General features: G+C 40.5%; 12 protein-coding genes and 3 tRNA genes. 8 read left to right on the top strand and 7 right to left on the bottom strand.

Translation table 11 applies throughout. The annotated features are described in order from the left end of the window. The 4 genes from H9X96_RS13610 (at position 1) to H9X96_RS13595 (ending at position 2,623) form a co-directional block, all read left to right on the top strand. On the top strand, positions 1-822 hold the full coding sequence (locus tag H9X96_RS13610; protein WP_187666823.1) for a DUF4249 family protein: 822 nt from the start codon (positions 1-3) through the stop codon (positions 820-822). A gap of 84 nt (positions 823-906) precedes the next feature. After that, complete coding sequence (locus H9X96_RS13605; protein ID WP_187666822.1) at positions 907-1,209, top strand: hypothetical protein; 303 nt, start codon at positions 907-909, stop codon at positions 1,207-1,209. Positions 1,210-1,276: 67 nt separating this feature from the next. Further along, a complete protein-coding gene (locus tag H9X96_RS13600; RefSeq protein ID WP_187666821.1) occupies positions 1,277-1,870 on the top strand; it encodes a DUF6134 family protein in 594 nt (197 codons plus the stop codon). A gap of 75 nt (positions 1,871-1,945) precedes the next feature. Then, a complete protein-coding gene (locus H9X96_RS13595) occupies positions 1,946-2,623 on the top strand; it encodes an AcvB/VirJ family lysyl-phosphatidylglycerol hydrolase (RefSeq protein ID WP_187666820.1) in 678 nt (225 codons plus the stop codon). A gap of 63 nt (positions 2,624-2,686) precedes the next feature. On the opposite strand, the gene H9X96_RS13590 is transcribed toward H9X96_RS13595, so the two are convergent. Then, a complete protein-coding gene (locus H9X96_RS13590) occupies positions 2,687-5,464 on the bottom strand; it encodes a phosphatidylglycerol lysyltransferase domain-containing protein (RefSeq protein ID WP_187666819.1) in 2,778 nt (925 codons plus the stop codon). A gap of 92 nt (positions 5,465-5,556) precedes the next feature. On the opposite strand from H9X96_RS13590, the gene H9X96_RS13585 reads away from it, so the two are divergent. Genes H9X96_RS13585 through H9X96_RS13575 form a run of 3 tightly spaced genes read left to right on the top strand, consistent with a single transcriptional unit; the run spans position 5,557 to position 11,118 of the window. Next, on the top strand, positions 5,557-6,843 hold the full coding sequence (locus tag H9X96_RS13585) for a TolC family protein (protein ID WP_187666818.1): 1,287 nt from the start codon (positions 5,557-5,559) through the stop codon (positions 6,841-6,843). 9 nt (positions 6,844-6,852) lie between these two features. Beyond that, positions 6,853-7,959 carry an efflux RND transporter periplasmic adaptor subunit gene (locus tag H9X96_RS13580; RefSeq protein WP_187666817.1) on the top strand — a complete coding sequence of 369 codons (1,107 nt, stop codon included), beginning with the start codon at positions 6,853-6,855 and terminating at the stop codon, positions 7,957-7,959. A gap of 24 nt (positions 7,960-7,983) precedes the next feature. After that, entirely contained in the window at positions 7,984-11,118 is a 3,135-nt protein-coding gene (locus H9X96_RS13575; protein WP_187666816.1) for a CusA/CzcA family heavy metal efflux RND transporter, read from the top strand. Positions 11,119-11,432: 314 nt separating this feature from the next. Here the strand turns inward: H9X96_RS13575 and H9X96_RS13570 are convergent, their stop codons facing one another. Together H9X96_RS13570 and H9X96_RS13565 are read right to left on the bottom strand one after the other, a co-directional pair. Further along, positions 11,433-12,845, bottom strand: coding sequence for a phosphatase PAP2 family protein (locus H9X96_RS13570; RefSeq protein ID WP_187666815.1), 1,413 nt, complete (start codon positions 12,843-12,845; stop codon positions 11,433-11,435). Between the two features lie 105 nt (positions 12,846-12,950). Continuing rightward, positions 12,951-15,458 carry a DUF5686 family protein gene (locus tag H9X96_RS13565; RefSeq protein WP_187666814.1) on the bottom strand — a complete coding sequence of 836 codons (2,508 nt, stop codon included), beginning with the start codon at positions 15,456-15,458 and terminating at the stop codon, positions 12,951-12,953. Positions 15,459-16,191: 733 nt separating this feature from the next. Here H9X96_RS13565 and H9X96_RS13560 point away from each other — a divergent pair. Further along, positions 16,192-18,132 carry an oleate hydratase gene (locus H9X96_RS13560; RefSeq protein WP_187666813.1) on the top strand — a complete coding sequence of 647 codons (1,941 nt, stop codon included), beginning with the start codon at positions 16,192-16,194 and terminating at the stop codon, positions 18,130-18,132. Between the two features lie 249 nt (positions 18,133-18,381). On the opposite strand, the gene H9X96_RS13555 is transcribed toward H9X96_RS13560, so the two are convergent. The 4 genes from H9X96_RS13555 to H9X96_RS13540 all read right to left on the bottom strand — a co-directional run bounded on the left by H9X96_RS13555 (position 18,382) and on the right by H9X96_RS13540 (position 20,931). Continuing rightward, a tRNA-Pro gene (locus tag H9X96_RS13555) sits at positions 18,382-18,455 on the bottom strand. Between the two features lie 58 nt (positions 18,456-18,513). Next, positions 18,514-18,587, bottom strand: a tRNA-Pro gene (locus tag H9X96_RS13550). Between the two features lie 87 nt (positions 18,588-18,674). After that, positions 18,675-18,761: transfer RNA gene (locus tag H9X96_RS13545), tRNA-Ser, on the bottom strand. A 91-nt stretch (positions 18,762-18,852) separates the two neighbouring features. Then, positions 18,853-20,931, bottom strand: coding sequence for an HDIG domain-containing metalloprotein (locus tag H9X96_RS13540; RefSeq protein ID WP_187666812.1), 2,079 nt, complete (start codon positions 20,929-20,931; stop codon positions 18,853-18,855). Positions 20,932-21,062 lie beyond the last annotated feature (131 nt).

Raw genomic sequence — 21,062 nt, 5'->3', positions numbered from 1 at the left:
ATGGGTATTAAATTTTTTTTATCAATAATTTTCACAGTCCTGCTGTTCGGCAGCTGTAAAAAAAAAGAACCGGCCGAGGTAACTACCTTTGACCTTATTGTTGAAGGCGGGATCAACACCTATAATACCAGGCAATATATACGGCTGAGCAAACCTGTTTCTTTCTATGGGGAAAATGTATCAACAGTGGGAAATGCAATCGTTAAGGTGAATGACGGTAAAAATGACATTTATTTTAAAGAGACCTCGTCAACAGGTATTTATTCCGGAATCGTGGAGCACAATAAAAATTATTACGGAGCTTATAAGCTGACTATTGAATACAATAACAGACAATATACGGCAGTTGATACACTAAAACCTGTATTTCCTATTGATTCAAACTATATTCCTGCTTCAGTGGCTGTAATGAAGGATGTACTGCGTATGAATATACAAAAACATACCTTTGGAACCTCTATCCCCCAGCAGTGGCTCATCCTGACTAAAGGAGAAATGTGGTCCGAGGAAAAACTCGGGGAAAATTTACCATTTAGCTATTCACATGTTTTTGGAACACCCAATGCACTTCATCCCCTGATCCAGCAGGCAAGAATCATCGACATGGGAATAAATGACAGTGTAAACATTTATAAATTCTCGCTTTCAGATCCCTACAGTGCCTACCTGTACCGTCTTTTCCAGGAGACGGACTGGAAGGGTCTTCTGTCAACTGTTCCCGGAAATGTCAAAGGCAATATCAGTGGAAATGCCAATGGCTTTTTTTATGCAACGGATGTTGAAATGCAGACCAGGCCGGTAAAGTCTCTGGTTAATAAATAAACATACTTCATTCCCAGACTAAAACAGAAACCATAATTTATCGACTGATTGACAGACCTTTTTGCATAAATAGATGGGACCTATATGAGGTTAAGTTGTCATAAAGATATGTTACACCTCACCAGTCGAAATAAAACACTTATTGTAATTTCAAGAGCTTTTTTCGTACTGCTCCTGATTTTCTACTCTTCCTGTAGTTCGATAAATGAACTGGCTTCTAAAAAGTCCTCCCAGCCCGGCCTTCAGCTTAGAATCTGTGCTATTAGTCCAAGAGTAGGAAGTTACAGGATGTTAACACTCATTGACGATCAAAAAAATCATTATAGTCTGATCACCAAAGATCTTCCTTACCATCTTAAAATAGGAGACGAATATCCTGGTCAATAAAGGGAAGGGATTTATTCAGTGTCTACGTAGAAACAGCAGTTATCGGCTTAGAAAACGAAGTTCACAAATGAAAAAAAAAATATTTGCTACCATACTTTTGAGCTATACATTTTTCTCCTATAGTTTAAATGCACAGCAACTGAATTATGAAGTCCTGCGCAATAATAAGAAAATTGGCAATATGCAGGTTGCAAGGACACAGCATGAACAAAATCTTCAGATTAACTTACAATTTAAGGCAAAAATGAGTTTACCATTAAAAGATATTGTAATTGAAGGAATTGAAAAAGCAATTTTCTTTGGAGGGAAACTAACCCAATCAACAGCATACAGGAAAGTGAACGGACAGACTAAAACTGACATAGAAACGAAGTGGGTTGACAATAAATACAGGATCACAAATGCTGGCAAAAGCAGTTCTGCCGACTTAAAGCCAATCAGGCTACACCTTTTGTCTATTTATTTTATCGAACCAAAGAATGATACGCTGGTATATTCAGATAGCTTTCAGCGTCTGCTGCTCATCCAGAAAGATCAGGGAATGTCCTATAAGCTGGCACTGCCAAATGGAAATGTAAACCTCTATACCTATAAAAACGGTATTTGCACCAAAGTGGTGATACAGAGTACTTTTTATACGATCACCATGCAAAAATTATAATATAAAATCATTTTCTGTCAATTCATCTTCTGTTGAAAAACATATCCCCTAATCCATTAATAAACTTAAAATCAAATGTACAAATTTACCTTTGTTCTGGTCTTTATCCTGATGTCAGTCTCTATGAAAGCCCTGGAACAAAAAAGCATTTTAGAAGGCGCTGCCATCCCTACCCCTAAAATTTCCGCCAAGCGGATCATATTTTTCTTTAGTGGGGATGGCGGAATGACCAATTCCAGCAGGAGTCTTGCAAATGAACTAATTGAAGATTATGCAGTTGTTTGTATCGATAGCAGAAAATACTTTTGGAATCAGAAAACCTTAGCTGGAATGACACTTGATTTTACACAACTGATCCGGCATTATTTAAAGTCCTGGAATAAAACGGAGTTTTCAATAGTGGGCTATTCTTTTGGGGCAGATGTCTCCATTTTTCTAACTCCAAGATTACCCGCTGATCTGCAGCAGCAGCTTAAATCAGTCATTTTGCTGTCCCCATCGACTTCCACTGACTTCAAAATCAAATTAACAGATATGATTGGCTTTATGGGAAACGGAGGTAAATACAAAACAATCCCAGAGATCAGCAAAATCAATTTCCCCGCATTGCTGATCCTCAGTGAAAAAAAAGGACAGTTTTTTTTTGATACCGCCAGGGAGAAAGAAAACATAAAACTACTTAGGATTGGTAATGCCCGAAGTGACGACTATGAAACTAAAAAAGTGATCTTAGAAATGTTGAATGCGTTTTAAATAACCCAAAAAAGCAGGGAGGTTCACTACAACGACCTCTATGATAGGGGAAGTTCGTTTGGTTTAGAAAGATCGTTTTGCCGGTCTGGCATTTGTGCGCATAACACTATTCAAGGCAGCAGGTAATAACAACAGATCATAGTCATGTTCATAAATCAGGAATTTATCATGCCAGCTGGGATCAAATTTGTCTTTAAAATCCCGAATGCCCTGCCATGCACGTATCGGGGGAAGAACCTTATAAAGAACACCCAGCAATTTTCCCGACATTGCGGAATGACTGGTTACACCTGAGAAAGGCGCCAAGCCCATATTAAGACGGCTGTATCCCAGATCCTTGCAGTAGTCAATAAATTTTAAGATCAGCATATCCATATTACCTCCACATGCTCCATCGAGCTTGCGGATTAAGTCGTAGGTAGCTTCCCCTGGCGCATAATTAGGAATAATATTTAAAAATGCGATAACCTTCCCTTGCCTGTTTTCAAGCGTAATGATGTCATGATATTTCAATTTAAGGGGATCAAATACGCCTTGCGAGAATCCCCGCTCCTGTCGCCTGGTGTCCCTTAGCCAGCAATCCGAAATGAACTCCAGCTGAAGCATCACCTCTTGCGGGATGGGAGCTTTGTAGATTTTTGGCTGATAACCTTCCCTGGTCAGTTTATTGACGGCATTACGCAATGACTTTCTCTTCTTCCCTTCAAGAGAAAATGCCTGCACGTCGACAAGTGCCTCCTGGCCGATGTGGAAGGATTTCTTCCCCAGCCCCTTGAACATCTGGTTTTGACATGCATCTACCCGATAATAAACCGGGCGCAGCCCTTTAGTCTGACAAAAGCACTCAAATTCGCTTATTACTGCCCGGATCTGGTCCGGGGCATGCTTACAAACTGGGCCTTCCAGCACAAGCGCAAAACCCGAAGAGATGCTGAAAGCCACAAAACCTTCGACCTGCTTACAAAAAAAATGATGTTTATCACCATCCACTTTAAAATAATCTACCGGGGATATGCCATAACGATCTAACAGCACTTCGGCCCTATGGGTATTTTTCTTTAGGCTGTGTAAAGAGGGCGCGTAGGGAGCAGTCATGCGCCAGAATAATACTGCGAGAAAACCGATACCCAGAAAATTCAGAGAGTGAAGGAAAAACCTGCCAAAGAAGGTTTGTGGTTCCGGCAGATGCATGTTGAGCAAAACAAAACCGTTCAGCGTGCTTTCTATGGCACCTGCAAAGGTAAAATCCATATTGAAATGTCTTTTTTGAAGGAAGTAAAAACCCAGCACACCATATGACAATACAACCAACAGAGTCCAGAAAAGTAAAGCGGGCCGCAGCTCGCGAATACTCCTATGACGTTTGACATAATAATGCGGATAGGAAATCAACAGAATCACCATGACCAATAGGGCTAAAAGCGATTCTTCATAGTCAAATCCCTTAGTAAGATTGCCAATAAATGAAAGTGCAACCATGCCAAAAACCAGGTACCAAGCGTTCTTTACGCCCCTGATCAAAAACACAGAACAGATTCCCAGCAAAACACCCAATGACAAAATCATCGCACTGGAAAAATTTATTCCTACAAAGGGTATAAACTGTCCGATTAACTTTATCCGGGATGTAATAGCAGGACTAAATACAGAGATAATGTTGACCATCCCGAGTAAAAAAACAAATACCGCCGGGAGCAAGCGGATCAGAATATTGTTTTTTTTCATAAAAAAGCTGACCATACCAGCCAGTAGTGGTAGCCAGAACTCAAAGGCCCGGTACAAAAGCGTAACCGAAATAGCCTGGGCTTCATTAAATCCCGCCCCCATAAAGACCAGTACCATAGAAACTTCAACGGTACCTAGCCCCTTTAACAATGGTGAAAAGCAGTAAAACAATGTACCTATGGTATATGCGCAAATGCATATACCCATGTCAGGGCTCAGGTCCAATGCCAACATCGCGATGTATACATGTGCAATGCCCACAACCTCCGTAAGGAGCGCAATCAACAGCGGCTGAATCCAGCGGAAACCTGTCAGCCTCACTTCCTGCATCCGCTCTACAAGCCCGTCAACAGAAGGGAAAAAACGGTAAAGGCAGTTATAAACAACGCCTCTTTTGGAAAAAGACCATGCCAGCAGACCCAAAAACAGTAGCAGAACACTAAGCCCAGTGATGTTTATCCACATATTCGCGCTGCTTTCTCCTGAGAGGTGATACCAGAAAAGGACCGGAAAGGACAATAGCAACAAAGAACCAATACCGGTGACCGCGTAAACAAACGAGGCCAGGTTAATGGTGGCCTTAGACATCCCATGGTCACTGATTTCTTTGGAGAAGAAAACGAGGGAACTAAAGCCTCCGGCCGGCAGAAAAACACTCAGCAGATTGCGTTTCAGGAAAAGACGCGTTGCACTGAAAATATCCACCCGGGCATTCAGGACTCGAAAACTAGACACATAGAGGTAGCCCTGTAGGTAAATATAAACTACTGTCAGACTGATACCGATAACGATACACAAGTTCAATGTACTGATCAAAGTGAAAGCCTCCCGGATTTCCTGCTGCTCATGATATAGAAAGAAAGTCATTAGTATCCCCATAGCCAGAATCACAATTATTTTTAGGGGAAACAGATATAGACGCATATAAGGTAAGTTTTTCAGATCCGGTAGGAATAGAATTCCCTTCAGCACCAAGACAATCAAGGGTAAAAAAAGTCCCAATGAAATGCTATCCATGCTAATCTGCATGTCTGGGAGGATCCATAATACAACGAGACACTTTACTCGAATGCTGACCAGCTTTGTGCGATCATTCGCTTTTACAGCGAGGCGCAAATTGTGACTTTCAGCTTGTGAGGAGAACTTGGTTAGGACTATTCTTTAGGCAGGGTGTCTTAGAGCCAAACCCTTAAACAACGGTACATCCAATGTTAACATTTCATATTTCGAAATCTAGAATTCTTCAGCTTTTTATGGTCATTTTAATTTCCCTATCAACCTTAAAGGTTTGTGCTCAAAAGAGAGACACGCTGAGCTTGTCCCTTTCCCAAATGGAGACCCGGTTTATACAGAATAACCTCAAATTGATGGCCCAGCATTACAATATTGATAAAGCAAGTGCGGAACTCATCACTTCGAAACTTTTCAGCAATCCAACCTTCTCATTTAGCAATGGGCTGTATACCAAAAGTCGCGATACCAATGTCTTCAGCCAGCAGACTTACGGGATTTCCCAGCTTCTTTTAACAGCAGGAAAGCGAAACAAAGGGATACAACTTGCAAAGCTAAATTTAGAAAATGCCAGACATGATTTTTTTGATCTGCTGAGGACTTTAAAGTTCAGTTTAAGGAGCAATTTTTTCAATCTTTATTTTCTGGAGAAATCCATCCATTTATATGAACAGGAGATCCGGGCGCTACAAAAAACACTTCAGGGCTTCAAGCTGCTCTATCAAAAGGGAAATATTTCACAAAAGGAAGTACTAAGAATACAGTCCCTAGTATATTCCATTCAGACTGATCAGGTTAACCTGGTCACACAGACAAACACCCTTCAGGGAGAACTGAGGCAACTCATTGGTGCAGATAAGAAAATGGTGATCAAACCGGTTTTCCCTATTGAGATGACCATTAACATTCAAATCGCTAAAATACCCTATCAAACTTTACTGGATTCTGCCCTTTTAAACAGGCAGGACCTAAAAATGGCCAGGTCCAACATCAATTACAACGGACTTAACCTGAGGCTTCAAAAAGCTATAGCTTATCCGGACATCACCTTTTCTCTCAATTATGATAAAAAAGCCGGATACGGTCTTAAATATATTTCAGGGGGAATTGCCATTGGATTGCCGGTCTTTAACAGGAACCAGGGCAATATCAGGTTAGCTAGAGTGGCCTTAGACCAAAGTAAAGTGTTATTACAGGAGCAGCAAAATGCAATTGAAAATGAATTGTTGAGCAGCTATGAGGATGCCATGAAGCTTGAAAACATATACAATACATTAGATCCTAAATTCAAGAACGACTATGAGCGGCTGATAACCGAAGTATATAAAAATTATGAAAAACGTAACATCAGCCTGGTAGAATTTTTGGATTTGTATACTTCATTCAAAGCGAATGTCATTCAAACGAACAACCTCCAACTCCAAAGAATCAACTCTTTGGAAAAACTCAATTTTTTAACGGCGAGTCAATTCTATAATCCTTAAACATTTAAAATGAACAATCAATTTTCAAACAGATATGTTTTGCTGGCCATCTGTGCATTCCTGGCTGTAAGCTCAATGGGGTGTCAGAACCAGCCTGAAAATAAAAAAGAAAAGAACAGGAAGTTTACCGTGACCAAAACATTGATCAAACAACTTTTGGTTGACACGGTAAAAACGGCCAAACAAAGTTCCTTAATTACTTTAAGTGGTAAAATCCAGGCTGATGAAAGTAAAATGATCAAAATTTATCCCCTAGTCAGCGGCATAGCTGGTGCTGTAACCGTACAGCAAGGTGATGCCGTAAGAAAAGGACAATTGTTAACCACGCTGAAAAGCCCGGAAATGGCCGGGTTTGCAAAAGATGCAGTTTCTTCCCGGGCAGAGCTAAAGAATAGCCACAGGGCATTAGAGGTAACAGAAGATCTTTATAAAAGTGGCCTTGCCTCTAAAAAGGATCTTGAGTTCGCAAAAGGAGAATATCAAAAAGCACAGGCAGAAATCAAGAGGAGTAAAATTGTGATGGGTATCAACAAGGGCAACTCTACCCTGGCATATGAACTAAGGGCTCCCATCTCAGGTTTTGTGGTTGAAAAAAATATTACCACGAATATGCAGGTACGTACAGACAACACTCAGAACCTATTTACCGTTGCGGATCTTTCCACAGTTTGGGCCATTTTGAATATTTATGAATCTGATATTTCGAAAGTAAGGGCCGGTGATGAGGTAAAAATCACCACCATTTCCTATCCAGAAAAAAGTTTTGACGGTAAGATTGATAAGATATATGACATCCTGGATCAGGACAGCAGGGTAATGCGGGCAAGGGTAAAGATCCGGAATCCGAATTATATGCTGAAACCCGGAATGTTCGCCAATATAAATGTAAGTGGCCAATCAGGCGAAAATTTACCATTTATCAATAGCCGGTGTCTGGTTTTTGATAACGAGCGGAACTATGTTTTGGTACTTGATAAAAAGGCCCACCTCCGTGTGCAGGAGGTCGAGCTAGCCAAAAGAGTTGAGGACAAGGTGTTTATTCACAAAGGGCTTAATGCCGGAGATCGGATTATCGCCTCCAGACAGGTTTACCTATACCAATCTCTTAAAAACTAATTTAAACTTCATTCTTACAATCCTGTGAATAAATTCATTAAATCTGTCCTCACTTTTTCATTAAAAAATAAGTTTTTTATTTTTTTTGTGACTTTTCTACTAGCTGTAACCGGCTACATCAGTTTTAAAAATACCCCCATTGATGCCTTCCCTGATGTCACAAATACCACAGTTACCATCATTACCCAATGGCCGGGCAGAAGCGCCGAAGAGGTAGAAAAATTCATTACCCGGCCCATTGAAATTGCCATGAACCCGGCAGAAAAAAAAATGACGGTCAGGTCATCTTCTCTTTTTGGCCTCTCTGTCACCAAAATAAGTTTTATGGACGATGTGGATTATGCATTTGCAAGGATGCAGGTGGGCAATCTGATCGGCACTGCCGGTCTTCCGGATGGTATTCTTCCAGTAATTCAACCCCCATATGGCCCCACTGGGGAGATTTTCAGATTTACCTTAACCAGTAACAGAAAATCAGTAAAAGAATTAAAGACTATCCAGCAATGGATAGTAGAAAAAGAGATCAGGGCTGTTCCGGGTGTGGCAGATGTAAGCAGCTTCGGCGGTGAAACCAAAACCTATCAGATTACAATTGATCCTAAAAAGGCTCTGGAATTTGGGGTAACCCCCGTTGAAATTTTCGCAGCAGTATCAAAAAGTAATGTAAACGTGGGAGGTGATGTGATCGAGCAGAATGGGCAGGCTTTTGTTGTGCGTGGAATCGGGCTTCTGAATAACATAGATGAAATAAAAAACATCATTATTACCCATATTAAGGGGCTTCCTGTATCTGTGAAGAATATCGGGGAAGTAACAGAGTCGTCCTTACCCAGACTTGGACAGGTAGGCAGGGATCTCGATCCCGACGTTGTAGAGGGAATCGTACAGATGCGTAAAGGTGAAAATCCCATTGAGGTAATTGCAAAATTAAAGGTCACCATTGATCGTTTGAATAACGACATTTTACCTGATGATGTGAAGATTAAAACCTTCTACGACCGGGAAGTACTGATCAATTATGCAACCAATACCGTCTTTCACAATATGATGGAAGGTATTGTACTGGTTACCCTTGTCGTATTTCTATTTATGGCAGACTGGAGAACCACGGTGATCGTTGCAGCAGTCATTCCCCTAGCCCTACTTTTTGCCTTTATTTGTTTACGGTTGAAAGGTATGCCGGCCAACTTACTCTCCATGGGAGCGATAGATTTCGGGATCATTATCGATGGTGCGGTAGTGATGATGGAAGGGATTTTCGTTATGCTGGATTACCGGGCAAAGGAACTGGGAATGGAAAAATTCAACAAGTTAAGCAAACTGAGCCTGATAAAAAAGGCATGCCTTGTAAATGGAAAGGGGATTTTCTTTGCCAAAATGATCATCATCGCAGGCCTTTTGCCCATTTTTAGTTTTCAAAAAGTAGAAGGAAAAATGTTTTCTCCGCTGGCCTGGACTTTAGGGTTCGCTTTGCTGGGTGCCTTACTGCTCACTTTTACTTTAGTACCGGTAATGGCGAGTGTCCTATTGAGAAAGAATGTTCGCGAAAAGCACAATTTCTTTATCCTCTGGCTTAGTCGCAGCTGTATTTCAACATTTGATGTTTGTTTTAAGCATAAAAGAACCAGTTTTTTTCTGGCCATATCCGTAATGCTTGCAGGCCTGTTTTGTTTCAAATTTGTTGGCACTGAATTTCTGCCCCAGTTGAATGAAGGTTCCATTTATGTGAGAGCAACGGGGCCTTTGAGTACTTCTCTAACAGAATCTGTCAAATTATCGGATCAGATGCGAAAGATTTTTCTTGATTTCCCTGAGGTCAAACAGGTGATTTCCCAGACCGGCAGACCAGATGGTGGCAGTGATGCAACAGGGTTCTACAACCAGGAATTTTTAGTAGACCTATACCCAAAAAATGAATGGAAAAATAAAATCACTAAAGATCAACTCATCGGAATGATGAATGAAAAACTCAAAATTTTCCCGGGGATAGATCTAAATTTTTCCCAACCCATTTCTGACAATGTTGCCGAAGAGGTCTCGGGTGTAAAGGGCTCAATAGTTATCAAAACTTTTGGCCCGGATCTTAAAGTCACTGAAGAAAAAGAAAAAATGATCTATCAAGTCATGAAGCGTATTGAAGGCGTACAGGATCTGGCAATCCTATATAATCTTGGCCAGCCCGAACTGCTTATTAAACTTGATCAGACCAAGATGGCCGTCTACGGGGTGACCGCGGCCGACGCCAATGCGATCATTCAAATGGCAATCGGTGGGCAAGCTGCAACCCAGATATATGAAGGGGAACGCAAATTTGACTTAAGAATACGTTATCCGGAAAATTTCAGGAATAATGGCGAATCCATTGGTGACCTGAGGGTAACGACACTTTCAGGCACGAAAATTCCTCTGAGGGAAATCGCCTCCATAGAGAAAAAGATTGGCCCAAGTATCATTTATCGTGATAAAGGGATGCGTTATGGTGCCATTAAGTTCTCAATCCGAGGCCGTGATATGGGGAGCACTATAGATGAGGCACAACAGAAAATAAAAGAAAAGGTAAAAATCGACAAGGGCATCTTCTTAGAATGGGCTGGAGATTTTGAAAACCAGCAACGTGCTACAGCCCGCCTGCAAATGGTCGTACCTATCTGCCTGCTGGTGATCTTTTTTATTTTATTTGTACTCTTTGGCTCCATTAAAGATTCCTTACTCGTTCTAAATAATGTGCCGTTTGCAATCACTGGAGGAATACTGGCCCTATTAATTACCAACATTAACTTTAGCATATCTGCAGGAATCGGCTTTATTGCTTTATTTGGTATTTGTATTCAGAACGGGGTGATCTTGTTGTCCAAATTTAAAAGTAACATGGAAGAATTAAGATCCGATCCCAGAATCACTTTCGTGGATGCATTACGTAATGGGGTGGAAGACCGCCTTCGGTCGGTGATCATGACAGCGATGATGGCCGCGATTGGTTTATTGCCGGCCGCCATTTCATCGGGAATAGGATCAGAAGCTTCTAAACCATTAGCCATTGTAGTCATCGGCGGACTCATTACAAATACCATTTTCAATCTTTTCATCTTTCCTATTGTCTGCTTCTGGTCTTATAAAAAGAGCCCAACACAGATCAGAAAAGTTCATACTCAAGGATAAAACAATATGTTACAAAAAAACAAGAATTGATACGCTTGATGTTCTTAGAATACCAGAGATCCTGGGGATTTTTCTAATTAATATACCCTTTGTGTGCGCTTCCTTATTCAAGATGTACGCAGATGAAGGTAACGGAACTTCTTTTTTGATCGATCTTTTTTTGAGGACAGCCAAAGAAGGATATTGCAATTGCTTTTTGGAGCCAGTATGATGCTTTTAACCGCAAGCACGCTGAATTCCGAAGGACCATTGGAATGATTATGGCGGTATTTGTCCTCATGTAAAGCAAACATAATACTGAATTTTAGCAGATTTTACCACATAAACGCAGTAAAAGCCAACCCCACGGAGAAATGATCGCTCTTAAGTTTGCCACTTTGATTCGATGGTGACTGAAAAACAGGAACTCCAGGATTATATGCTTGATTTGGCACTATCGTTTTAAATTGATGTGTGGACTTGAAAAAGGTGCCATAAAGCTTGATTGACGTATTTCTGCTGAGCATTTTCTGGATACCCAGACCGGTAGATAGGCTCATTGCTGGTTGGGATTGATAGTTAGCGACCACAAGCTGTTTCGCGTTTAATTGCTTTCCGTATTTTTCATTGAGATCCATGATCATATTGCCATTACTTGCTAATGCAATCCCAGTAGCCAATTTACCTGTAATAACCCATTGGTTAGAGAGAGGCAAGCTAAAATAACTACCAATATGAAAATAGGATGTTCCCAATGCCTGGACGTAATTATGATCAGGCACTTTTTTGATGCCTTGCTCAGAAAGTATTTGATTTGAACTGACAGGGAAACTGGCAAAAGCAAATTCACCGCCAATCCCGATATGTTTTGACGGAAACCATGCCCCCTCAACACCCAGGTTAAATCCTGGACGAGCAAAAGCACCATTTTGCATCAAAGGCGACAGATCTCCTGAGGTCATGAAGGCATATCCTAAATGCATTTCCAGAAAGCTGGGCGGGGAACCTCTGAGAATCGGGGAACTCAGTAGCGGGAAATTCACTCCCTGATCTTTAAAGATCTTGCTGGCTAGAAACTCACCGAGTTCCGCTGAAACAATACCAACTGCGGCACCAGCTAGTACATCTGTAACCCAGTGTCTGTTGTTTATACCTCTGCCGATCCCTGTCATCATCGCAAGTGAATAACCACCAATACTATATAAAGTATTTATTTCTCCGTACTCCTGATGTAACCATGTCGCATTTAAAAAAGCAGTAGCGGTATGACCAGAAGGAAAGGAGTTTTTTGAGGAGGCATCCGGACGTTCCAACCGGGTAGCATGTTTTGTAACATTAACCACACTGCCCATTATCGCCATAGAAATCACATAGGATGCTATAGCTCTTTTAAGCTCGTGTTTACCTTTTACCTTACCTGCATGAAGCGCCAAAACCGTTACTGCAGGCAGATATTGTAAATAATCGTCAAAATGGTTTCTGAAATTAGGAATAAAACGATTTCTGACATCCCTGATATTTTCTTTGTAAGGCCATGTCGCAGCAGTTGCAGAAAAAAGTATTCCCGGGATGATTAATTTGCTCGCAAAGCAGCTTTTTGTTAAATCAGGTTTAACCAACTGAATGGGAAGTGTGTCATGGCGGGATGTATCACTATACTGTGCAGTAGCATCCGTAATCAGTAAGCCTAAACAGACTACCGATAAAAAAAAGTAAAGAATTCTTGCGCGCATTTTGATGTTACTCATTATTAATGGAAGAGTGTCCGGAGAAGAATAGATCCTTTGTAATGGTTTCTGCATGATAAAAATAGACAAACAAGGGGGCGGACAATGGAACAAGGCCGAAAATCACTAAAAATCTACATTAAATTTAGCGCGGATGCCCCATCTGGTAACCTCTGGGTTTTCCAGGTAAGTGAATCGCCTGACCAAATCCACCCTCAGGATTTTAAAAATATTTGATACCCCTATGCTCCCTTCCACATAAGGTATATGACCAAGTGGATGACTGAAAGGTCGTCCCTGTTCATTGGTGGGAAAACGGAACAGTTCAGCGTTTTTCCCAGGATCATTCCCTGAACTAATCGTTCCGCCTAAAACCTTCAACGAAACAATCTCTCTCCATTGCATTTTTTTTATCAACGGAACTTTATTCAGAAAGAATCCGTTAAATGAATGCTGCAGGTTAACACTATAATACCGATCACTCAAAAATTCCATAAAGTTCATGAGGTTATAGGAGGATAGCTGATAGGCAAAGGTTTGATTGGCACGGTGAATGTGAAGCAGAGGAAAAGGAACCTTCCCAAATACAGCACCAGCTTCAAAAATTACATCAGAATAACCAAAGACAGATAAATAGAATCTTTTAGAAATATTGAGGCTTATGTTTTGATAATTATAATCCCCGCCCAAAAAGTCCTTGATCCCAATCGCACCTCTCAAAGTAAAAACAGGCTGCCCAGTCACAATTTGCCTTCTGTAACGTTTTCCCTGGTAAAATTTTTCATTAGGTGCCCAACGTATCTCGGCTAAAAATTCAGAACTATTGAGGTCAGGGATAAGCTGAGATCCCCGCTGAAAGAAAAGATCACCGGCAGATTTTAAAACCTGATTTTTGTAACTCAATTTGAAGGAAAGGTGCTGTGATGTTTCATGTAGATATTCAATCAACCATTTCTTATTGTAAAGCCATTTGTTATTGGATCCCCTTTTGAATGAAAGCAAGACATTATCATCTTCCAAGAAATTGAGTTCCTGCCCGGGAATTTGAGTTTCATAACTATGTTTCAAAGTAATTGATTTAACAGGAAACTGATAAATTGATTTATCGGTAAGGGAAAGAACAGTACCTAAGCTGTATTTCCATTTTTGATCCTTAGTTCCGTAAGCAAGATGGGCATCGAGGAAGACCTTTTTGCTCAATGCTTCCGTAGTTCGTCCGGCAAATTTAAATCTTGAGCCTTCAACCGGATTGAAGCTATAGAATGAGCTGATTGGGCCAAATTCCAGCTTTCCAGCAGGAATAAACCCGGACAATAAGAAGGAGGCGAAAGCCATTTTCCGGAGAAAGATTTTTGACTGCTTCAGGCTGTCGATATTTTGGTAGGCTATTTTGTCATTTAATGCTAAGGGTTCAGGTCTTAGTTTCAGCCAGCTGTCATCATTCAGCTTACTTCCAACCAAGGGAGCATCAATTTTCCGGGACAATGCCTCCGGTCCATAAAGAAAATCATGCGTTATGATCGTTCTTTCCCCGAAAATACTGGTACCCTCCCTGAAGATTCCCAAATCCATGGACATGACACCTTTTCCTAAATGATATCTTCCGGAACCATCGACATCATAATCCAATATGATCTGAAGATCTTTAACCCAATTGAGATTGATCTGATTGTTTATGGACAGTTCTGCTCTTTTCAGGGCGTAATTCCCGTCAAGCGTGATAAAAAGATAGCCGAGAAAAAGTACATCCTGTTTGTTTTTCGGGGCGACCATTATTTTCAGCTGCCTTGGAGAAACATCTTTTAAAGTATCAACTATAAAATATTTATAAAAGGAAGTTGCCATGCCAGCTATCGGACTTAAAAAGCGCTGGTTACCCAGGCCAACGTCATTGTCATACAGATCCGCCCCCTGATAGATCTTTTCCAGATACTCGTTAATTCCGTCTTCGTCCAAATATTGATCAATTCGGGATTGTTTTTCCCCCAGTTTAAGAACAGTATCCCCGCTCAAGGCAGAAAAGCGAACCTGATTGAATTTTTCCTGAATGAGCACCGGTATCAGTTTTTTCCCCGGCACCTTTAATGAATCTGAATTTTCCAGTAAGAAAGGTAATTTTTTCAGCAGTCTTATTTTACCAGCTTTATCTGAAGGAATACTGATTGACATATTGATCTTTTCATATTGTTTATAGGAAATTTCTTTATGTCCGTTTGCATTATTTTCAGTTTTATGGTCAATTACCTGCCGCATAAAATCTACTGCGGGATTATTTGTATTTCGGTATTTCGCCTTGTTCGCACCTTTAATGCTCACTTCAGATAATTTCTCTGATTGCGGTTCCATCTGAATGTTTATTTCCCGGCCCTGCGTCTGAATTAAGGATATGACTTGTTTTTTATAACCTATCATACTGAAATAGAGTTCCTCTTCTTTTCCCGTTGCAATCATACTATAGCGCCCGTATGCGTCACTTAATGTTTGTGGGGCCTTATTGTCAAAGCCTACATTAATGTGAGTAAGAGGCAGTCCTGTAGCTTTATCTGTAATTCTACCTTTTATAGCTATCCGCTGGGCGTTGGAATAGAAAGCTAAAAAACTAAGAAATATGACCAGTGTGCTTTTTAGCGACATATCTCCCATGGATTTAAAGAAAATAACTGTAATAAAATACATCCATGAGGGTTACTTGTTGGAATCTGTACGGAATAATTTGAAATTTTAAGATAAAAACGGGTTTTGTATTTTTTTAATTGAAAGACAACAATGACTGCAAAAAGTCCCATTTCGTGATTCCCTATTATCCTATGCGTCTGCTTCCAAGAATGGTACACAGAACTCTGAAGCACCAATTGAAAGTTGGTGTAAAAGAACTATTTTAAAGTCTTCTGCTGCCGATAATGTTAAATTGGATGTCAGCGAAGCCCGAACCAGATAGCCAGATGGTAATAAGCAGTCCTATTACCTATTCAAAAATCGCTTCATCAGGTCTTAAGAAAAGCTTAATGCCCCTAGGGCCGCCCGCATTTTTGCAGACAGCCCTACAGGCGTTAAATCATAACACCTTTCATTGAATTGACTGATTATCTATATTTTTCAACTAGATGATATACATCATCATTCTGCATGATTCTTGGCATTTAATGGCCCTACCTTTACTCCTACCTTTGATTTAAATTGGTAACCACTTAAACAAGAAAGGATATACCAAAGACTAATACTGAATAAAATATATTTCCAGGCAAACAGTTAGCCATAGATACGCCATGAAAGTACTATAGCTTTCCTAGCCATCATATTATATCTCCTAATTCGGTCTGTAAATACGACAAGTCAGTATCATAATTTCATAATAAAAAAACAACCTATGAAAGCAAATACTTCTAAATTCAACAACATTTTAAGCACCTCACCTGATGATGGGAATGTGGATCATGAACCCGATTCAAGCAAAGAGCAACAACGCAATACACCGCAAAAATCCATGCCCTTTTCGGATCAGATTGGAAACTACCAACGCAACAGAGGAATTCCCCGTCAGTCCTATAAGGACAGTAAAATCTACATTATAGGCAGCGGTATTGCCGGTATGGCTACTGCTTATTATTTCATTCGTGACGGACAGGTACCCGCCGAAAACATCACATTTTTAGAACAATTGCACATCGATGGAGGCTCATTAGATGGCGCAGGTAACGCGGAAGAAGGTTACATCATTAGGGGTGGCCGGGAAATGGACATGACCTACGAAAACCTTTGGGATATATTTCAGGACATTCCAGCGCTCGAAATGCCGGCTCCCTATACCGTGTTAGATGAATACCGTTTAATCAATGACAACGATTCTAATTACTCCAAAGCCCGCCTGATCCATAATCAAGGAGCAATAAAAGATTTCAGCAAATTTGGTCTGAACAAAAAAGACCAGATGGCCATCATTAAGCTTCTGCTGAAGAAAAAGGAAGAACTGGACGATCTGACCATTGAAGATTATTTTAGTGAAACCTTCCTGAGCAGTGATTTCTGGACCTATTGGCGTACGATGTTTGCATTCGAAAACTGGCACAGCCTGCTGGAATTAAAGCTTTACATGCACCGCTTCCTACACGCAATTGATGGATTAAATGATTTTTCGTCTTTGGTATTCCCTAAATATAATCAGTATGACACTTTCGTAACACCTTTGCGCAATTTTCTAAAAGAAAAAGGTGTGAATATCCAATTTAATACACTAGTGAATGACCTGGATATCCATATCAATACCGAAGGAAAAGTAGTGGAAGGGATTATTACAGAACAAAACGGAAAAGAAGTTAAAATACCCCTTGGAAAAGAGGACTATGTGATTGTGACTACTGGTTCAATGACCGAAGACACTTTCTATGGCGATAACAAAAATGCACCTATCATAGCTATAGACAATAATACAAGTGGAAAGAGCGGTGGATGGAAACTATGGAAAAACCTTGCTGCTAAATCAGAAATCTTTGGCAAACCAGAAAAATTCTGCAGCAATATAGAAAAGTCATCATGGGAATCCGTGACTTTAACCTGCAGACCTTCCCCTCTGGTAGAAAAACTAAAGGAGTATTGTGTCAATGATCCTTATTCCGGAAAAACAGCTACCGGTGGAATCGTTACCATTACAGATTCAAATTGGCTAATGAGTTTTACCTGTAACAGGCAACCGCATTTCCCTGAACAACCAGATGACATTTTAGTACTTTGGGTGTATGCGCTGTTCATGGACAAGGAAGGAAATCATATCAAAAAAGTAATGCCTGAATGTACAGGAGATGAGATCCTTGCCGAACTGTGTTACCATATGGGCATCATTGATCAGTGGGATGATGTGGTAAAAAACACGATCACCCGTACGGCTTTCATGCCGTATATTACTTCGATGTTTATGCCCAGGGCTAAAGGTGACCGACCCAGAGCTGTTCCGGAAGGCTGTAAAAACCTTGGATTGATCGGCCAGTTTGTGGAAACCAACAATGATGTAGTATTTACTATGGAAAGCTCGGTGAGAACAGCCAGGATTGCAGTCTATGAACTATTAAACCTAAATAAACAGGTACCCGATATTAATCCTTTACAATACGATATCCGCCATTTACTCAAGGCAGCAAACACACTCAATGATCATAAACCATTTTTGGGTGAAGGTATATTACGCAGTGTATTGAAAGGAACTTATTTTGAACACATCTTACCGGCAGGACCGGAAGGCGAAGAAGAACAAGAGTCCTTTATAATGGAACAAGTCAACAAATTCAAAGACTGGATAAAGGTGCTAAAAGATTAATCAGAAAGATGCATTTTGGATAATTAGCGTAAAATAAAAGCCCTTCACTATATGTGGAGGGCTTTTTAATAGAATTTGATATCTAACTAACTAGTTATTCAAACTGGCCAAAGCAAAAGGGACCATGCTGGCAGAATCGGGGCGTATAGAGCGCCTGGACATGCTCATACTGGTGATAGGATTAAAACGAAAAAACCCCCTAAATAGTGATATTTAGAGGGTTTTTGATAGAATTTGACATCTATGTTGTCGGGGTGGCAGGATTCGAACCTACGACCTCCTGCTCCCAAAGCAGGCGCGATACCGGGCTACGCTACACCCCGAACTGGTATCAATCTTTCTTAATGGTCATTATAAAACTACTCTTCCGAGTAATTGTTGTCGGGGTGGCAGGATTCGAACCTACGACCTCCTGCTCCCAAAGCAGGCGCGATACCGGGCTACGCTACACCCCGAACTGGTATCATCTTTCTTCCTCTTTCGGAGGACTGTAAAAACGCTGATTATTTGGTAACACCTAATTATCGTTGTCTTTAATGATGCGGAGAGGGCGGGATTCGAACCCGCGGTACCGTTGCCAGTACGACAGTTTAGCAAACTGTTCCTTTCGGCCACTCAGGCACCTCTCCTTTTCAATTAACTTTCCCGCTTTAAACAAAAACCGTTGCTGTTTTTCGGGATTGCAAATATAGGAAGATGATTGGTAGTTCCAAAAAAAAATTAAACATTTTGTAGGTAATCTATACGCACATGATAGATGCTCATCAGCATAGTCTTGAATATCAACTTTATAGTTTCTAAATCTTTTAAAGTAATATCGCAATTATCTAACTGATTTTGTTCTAATTTATAGTTAATGATCCTTTCGACCAGGTCATTTATGCTTTGCGCGTCCGGATTTTTAAGACTTCTTGAGGCTGCTTCCACCGAATCTGCGAGCATTAATACCCCAGTTTCCTTAGAAAAAGGGATCGGACCAGGGTAACGAAAGATGTTTTCGTCCACAAATTTCTCCGGAGAGTTCTTTAAAAACGACTGATAGAAATAATCTACCCTGGTATTTCCATGGTGCGTTCTGATAAAATCGATCACACTTTCCGGTAATTGATGTCTGCGGGTAATTTCTATGCCTTTATGAACATGTTTAATGATGATCTGAGCACTTTGCTCATAAGGCAGCTTATCATGCGGACTCAGCGCCGTATTTTGATTCTCTATAAAGTATTGAGGGTTCTCTATTTTACCGATATCATGATACAGGGCACCAGCTCTTACCAATAGCGAATTCCCCCCTATTTTAAAAATTGCAGCTTCCGCGAGGTTGGCCACCTGTAAAGAATGCTGGAAAGTTCCAGGCGCTTTAAACGCAAGCTCTCTCAGCAGTTTATTATTCGTATTCGTCAATTCTATCAAGGCCACATCTGAAGTGATGCCAAACAGCCTTTCAAAAGCATAAATCAATGGATAAGCCAGGAGCGACAATAGTACACTAATAATGAAAGGCACAAAGTTGAGCCACTCGATCTCAGAGAATGATCCCTCTCTCAATAATCCAATCCCCAGGAAGGAAACAAAGTAAGCCGACAAGATGAATAAAGCAGACAGCAGCAATTGCTCTCTTTTGATCAGATTCCTGATACTATAGATCGCCACCATCCCTGAGGTAATCTGGTAAAAGACGAACTCAAAACTGTTCGGCACAAAGAAACCGGCAATCAGGATCACCAGCAGATGCAGGTACAGCGCTAAACGCGTATCAAACAAAATCCGGATGATAATCGGTACAATACAGAAGGGGATATAATAGATGCTAGGCAGGTTCAACTTAATCGCCCAGGTCAAACACAGCAGCATGGTGGTGATCACCAATAGTAATAAAGACAGCTGACGGTTGTCCGCAAAAATATCCTTTCTGAACAGCTTCAAAAAGAACATCAGCAGGCTGACAATAAACCCTACCAGTAAAATTTGTCCGAGGTACACCAGCTTACTATCGCCGATAGTTTTTGTCTGTGCTTCATAAGCCTCTTTAAAAGAGAGTAGCTTTTGATAAATTTCATCATCTACCACATTGTCTTTCGCAATAATCAACTCCCCTTTCTGTACCATCCCACGGGTAGTAGAAAGACTGTTGACCGTATTTTCCTGTACAATATTGGTCAGCTTTTCATCGAAAATGATATTGGGCTGCAAATGGTCTTCCACCAGCCCCAGAATCATCTCTTTAACTTTCAGGTTAACTGAAGTATAATTCTTCTCAAAATACTCCAAGGCAGATTGTACCGTAAAAACATCCTGAGTACTCAGGCTCTTACTGATGTTATTGTTCATCAGCGCAAAATCATAGTATTTATTCCCTTTCTGATGTTTTACATTCATTGCAATGATGCCCCTGTTGTAAATCGATTCCAGCAGTTTCATGGAAGAGGCTTTATAAGCAGCCTTATCTTCTTCAGGAAAGGCATTTGTCTTCCATTTCACATCAAATTCATTGGAATAAGCTTCCTCCACACTGTGAATCAGCTCATTGTTCATCTTATAAATGGGCAGCACATTGTTCAGCGCGTCCTTTTTATCCGTCGTCACCTGAGGGATTGTTTTTAAGATCGCAAAGCTGAATGGAGAAACCAGGTCTTTATTTTTCCAGATCTCCCCCTTTTCAAATTCATATCTGAACCTAGGTTGTTTAGGTAAAAACACCGTTATGATCAATACAGACAGCACCATCATCACATATTTAATGTTTGATGAATACTTACGATAAAGCACCCTATGGGAATTCTTTTTGATTTTTGCCAAAATGATATAAAATTGATTTCATTCAAAAATAATACAATTTTTCCTCATATCGGCTTTTGAGAAGTGTAATCCTGAGAAGGGATCTGATTTACAAAGATTATCCTTGCATTTATGAAAACTATTTCGTCAAT

The organism is Pedobacter sp. N36a (assembly GCF_014472395.1).
Lineage (GTDB): Bacteria > Bacteroidota > Bacteroidia > Sphingobacteriales > Sphingobacteriaceae > Pedobacter.
Note: the sequence above shows the minus strand (reverse complement) of the source record. Positions and strands in the feature narration are given on the sequence as shown.

Bases quoted from the DNA above. Each gene is read 5' to 3' on its own strand.
- H9X96_RS13610 (WP_187666823.1), top strand. From the start codon at position 1: ATGGGTATTAAATTTTTTTTATCAATAATTTTCACAGTCCTGCTGTTC.
- H9X96_RS13605 (WP_187666822.1), top strand. From the start codon at position 907: ATGAGGTTAAGTTGTCATAAAGATATGTTACACCTCACCAGTCGAAAT.
- H9X96_RS13600 (WP_187666821.1), top strand. From the start codon at position 1,277: ATGAAAAAAAAAATATTTGCTACCATACTTTTGAGCTATACATTTTTC.
- H9X96_RS13595 (WP_187666820.1), top strand. From the start codon at position 1,946: ATGTACAAATTTACCTTTGTTCTGGTCTTTATCCTGATGTCAGTCTCT.
- H9X96_RS13585 (WP_187666818.1), top strand. From the start codon at position 5,557: ATGTTAACATTTCATATTTCGAAATCTAGAATTCTTCAGCTTTTTATG.
- H9X96_RS13580 (WP_187666817.1), top strand. From the start codon at position 6,853: ATGAACAATCAATTTTCAAACAGATATGTTTTGCTGGCCATCTGTGCA.
- H9X96_RS13570 (WP_187666815.1), bottom strand. From the start codon at position 12,845: ATGAGTAACATCAAAATGCGCGCAAGAATTCTTTACTTTTTTTTATCG.
- H9X96_RS13565 (WP_187666814.1), bottom strand. From the start codon at position 15,458: ATGTCGCTAAAAAGCACACTGGTCATATTTCTTAGTTTTTTAGCTTTC.
- H9X96_RS13560 (WP_187666813.1), top strand. From the start codon at position 16,192: ATGAAAGCAAATACTTCTAAATTCAACAACATTTTAAGCACCTCACCT.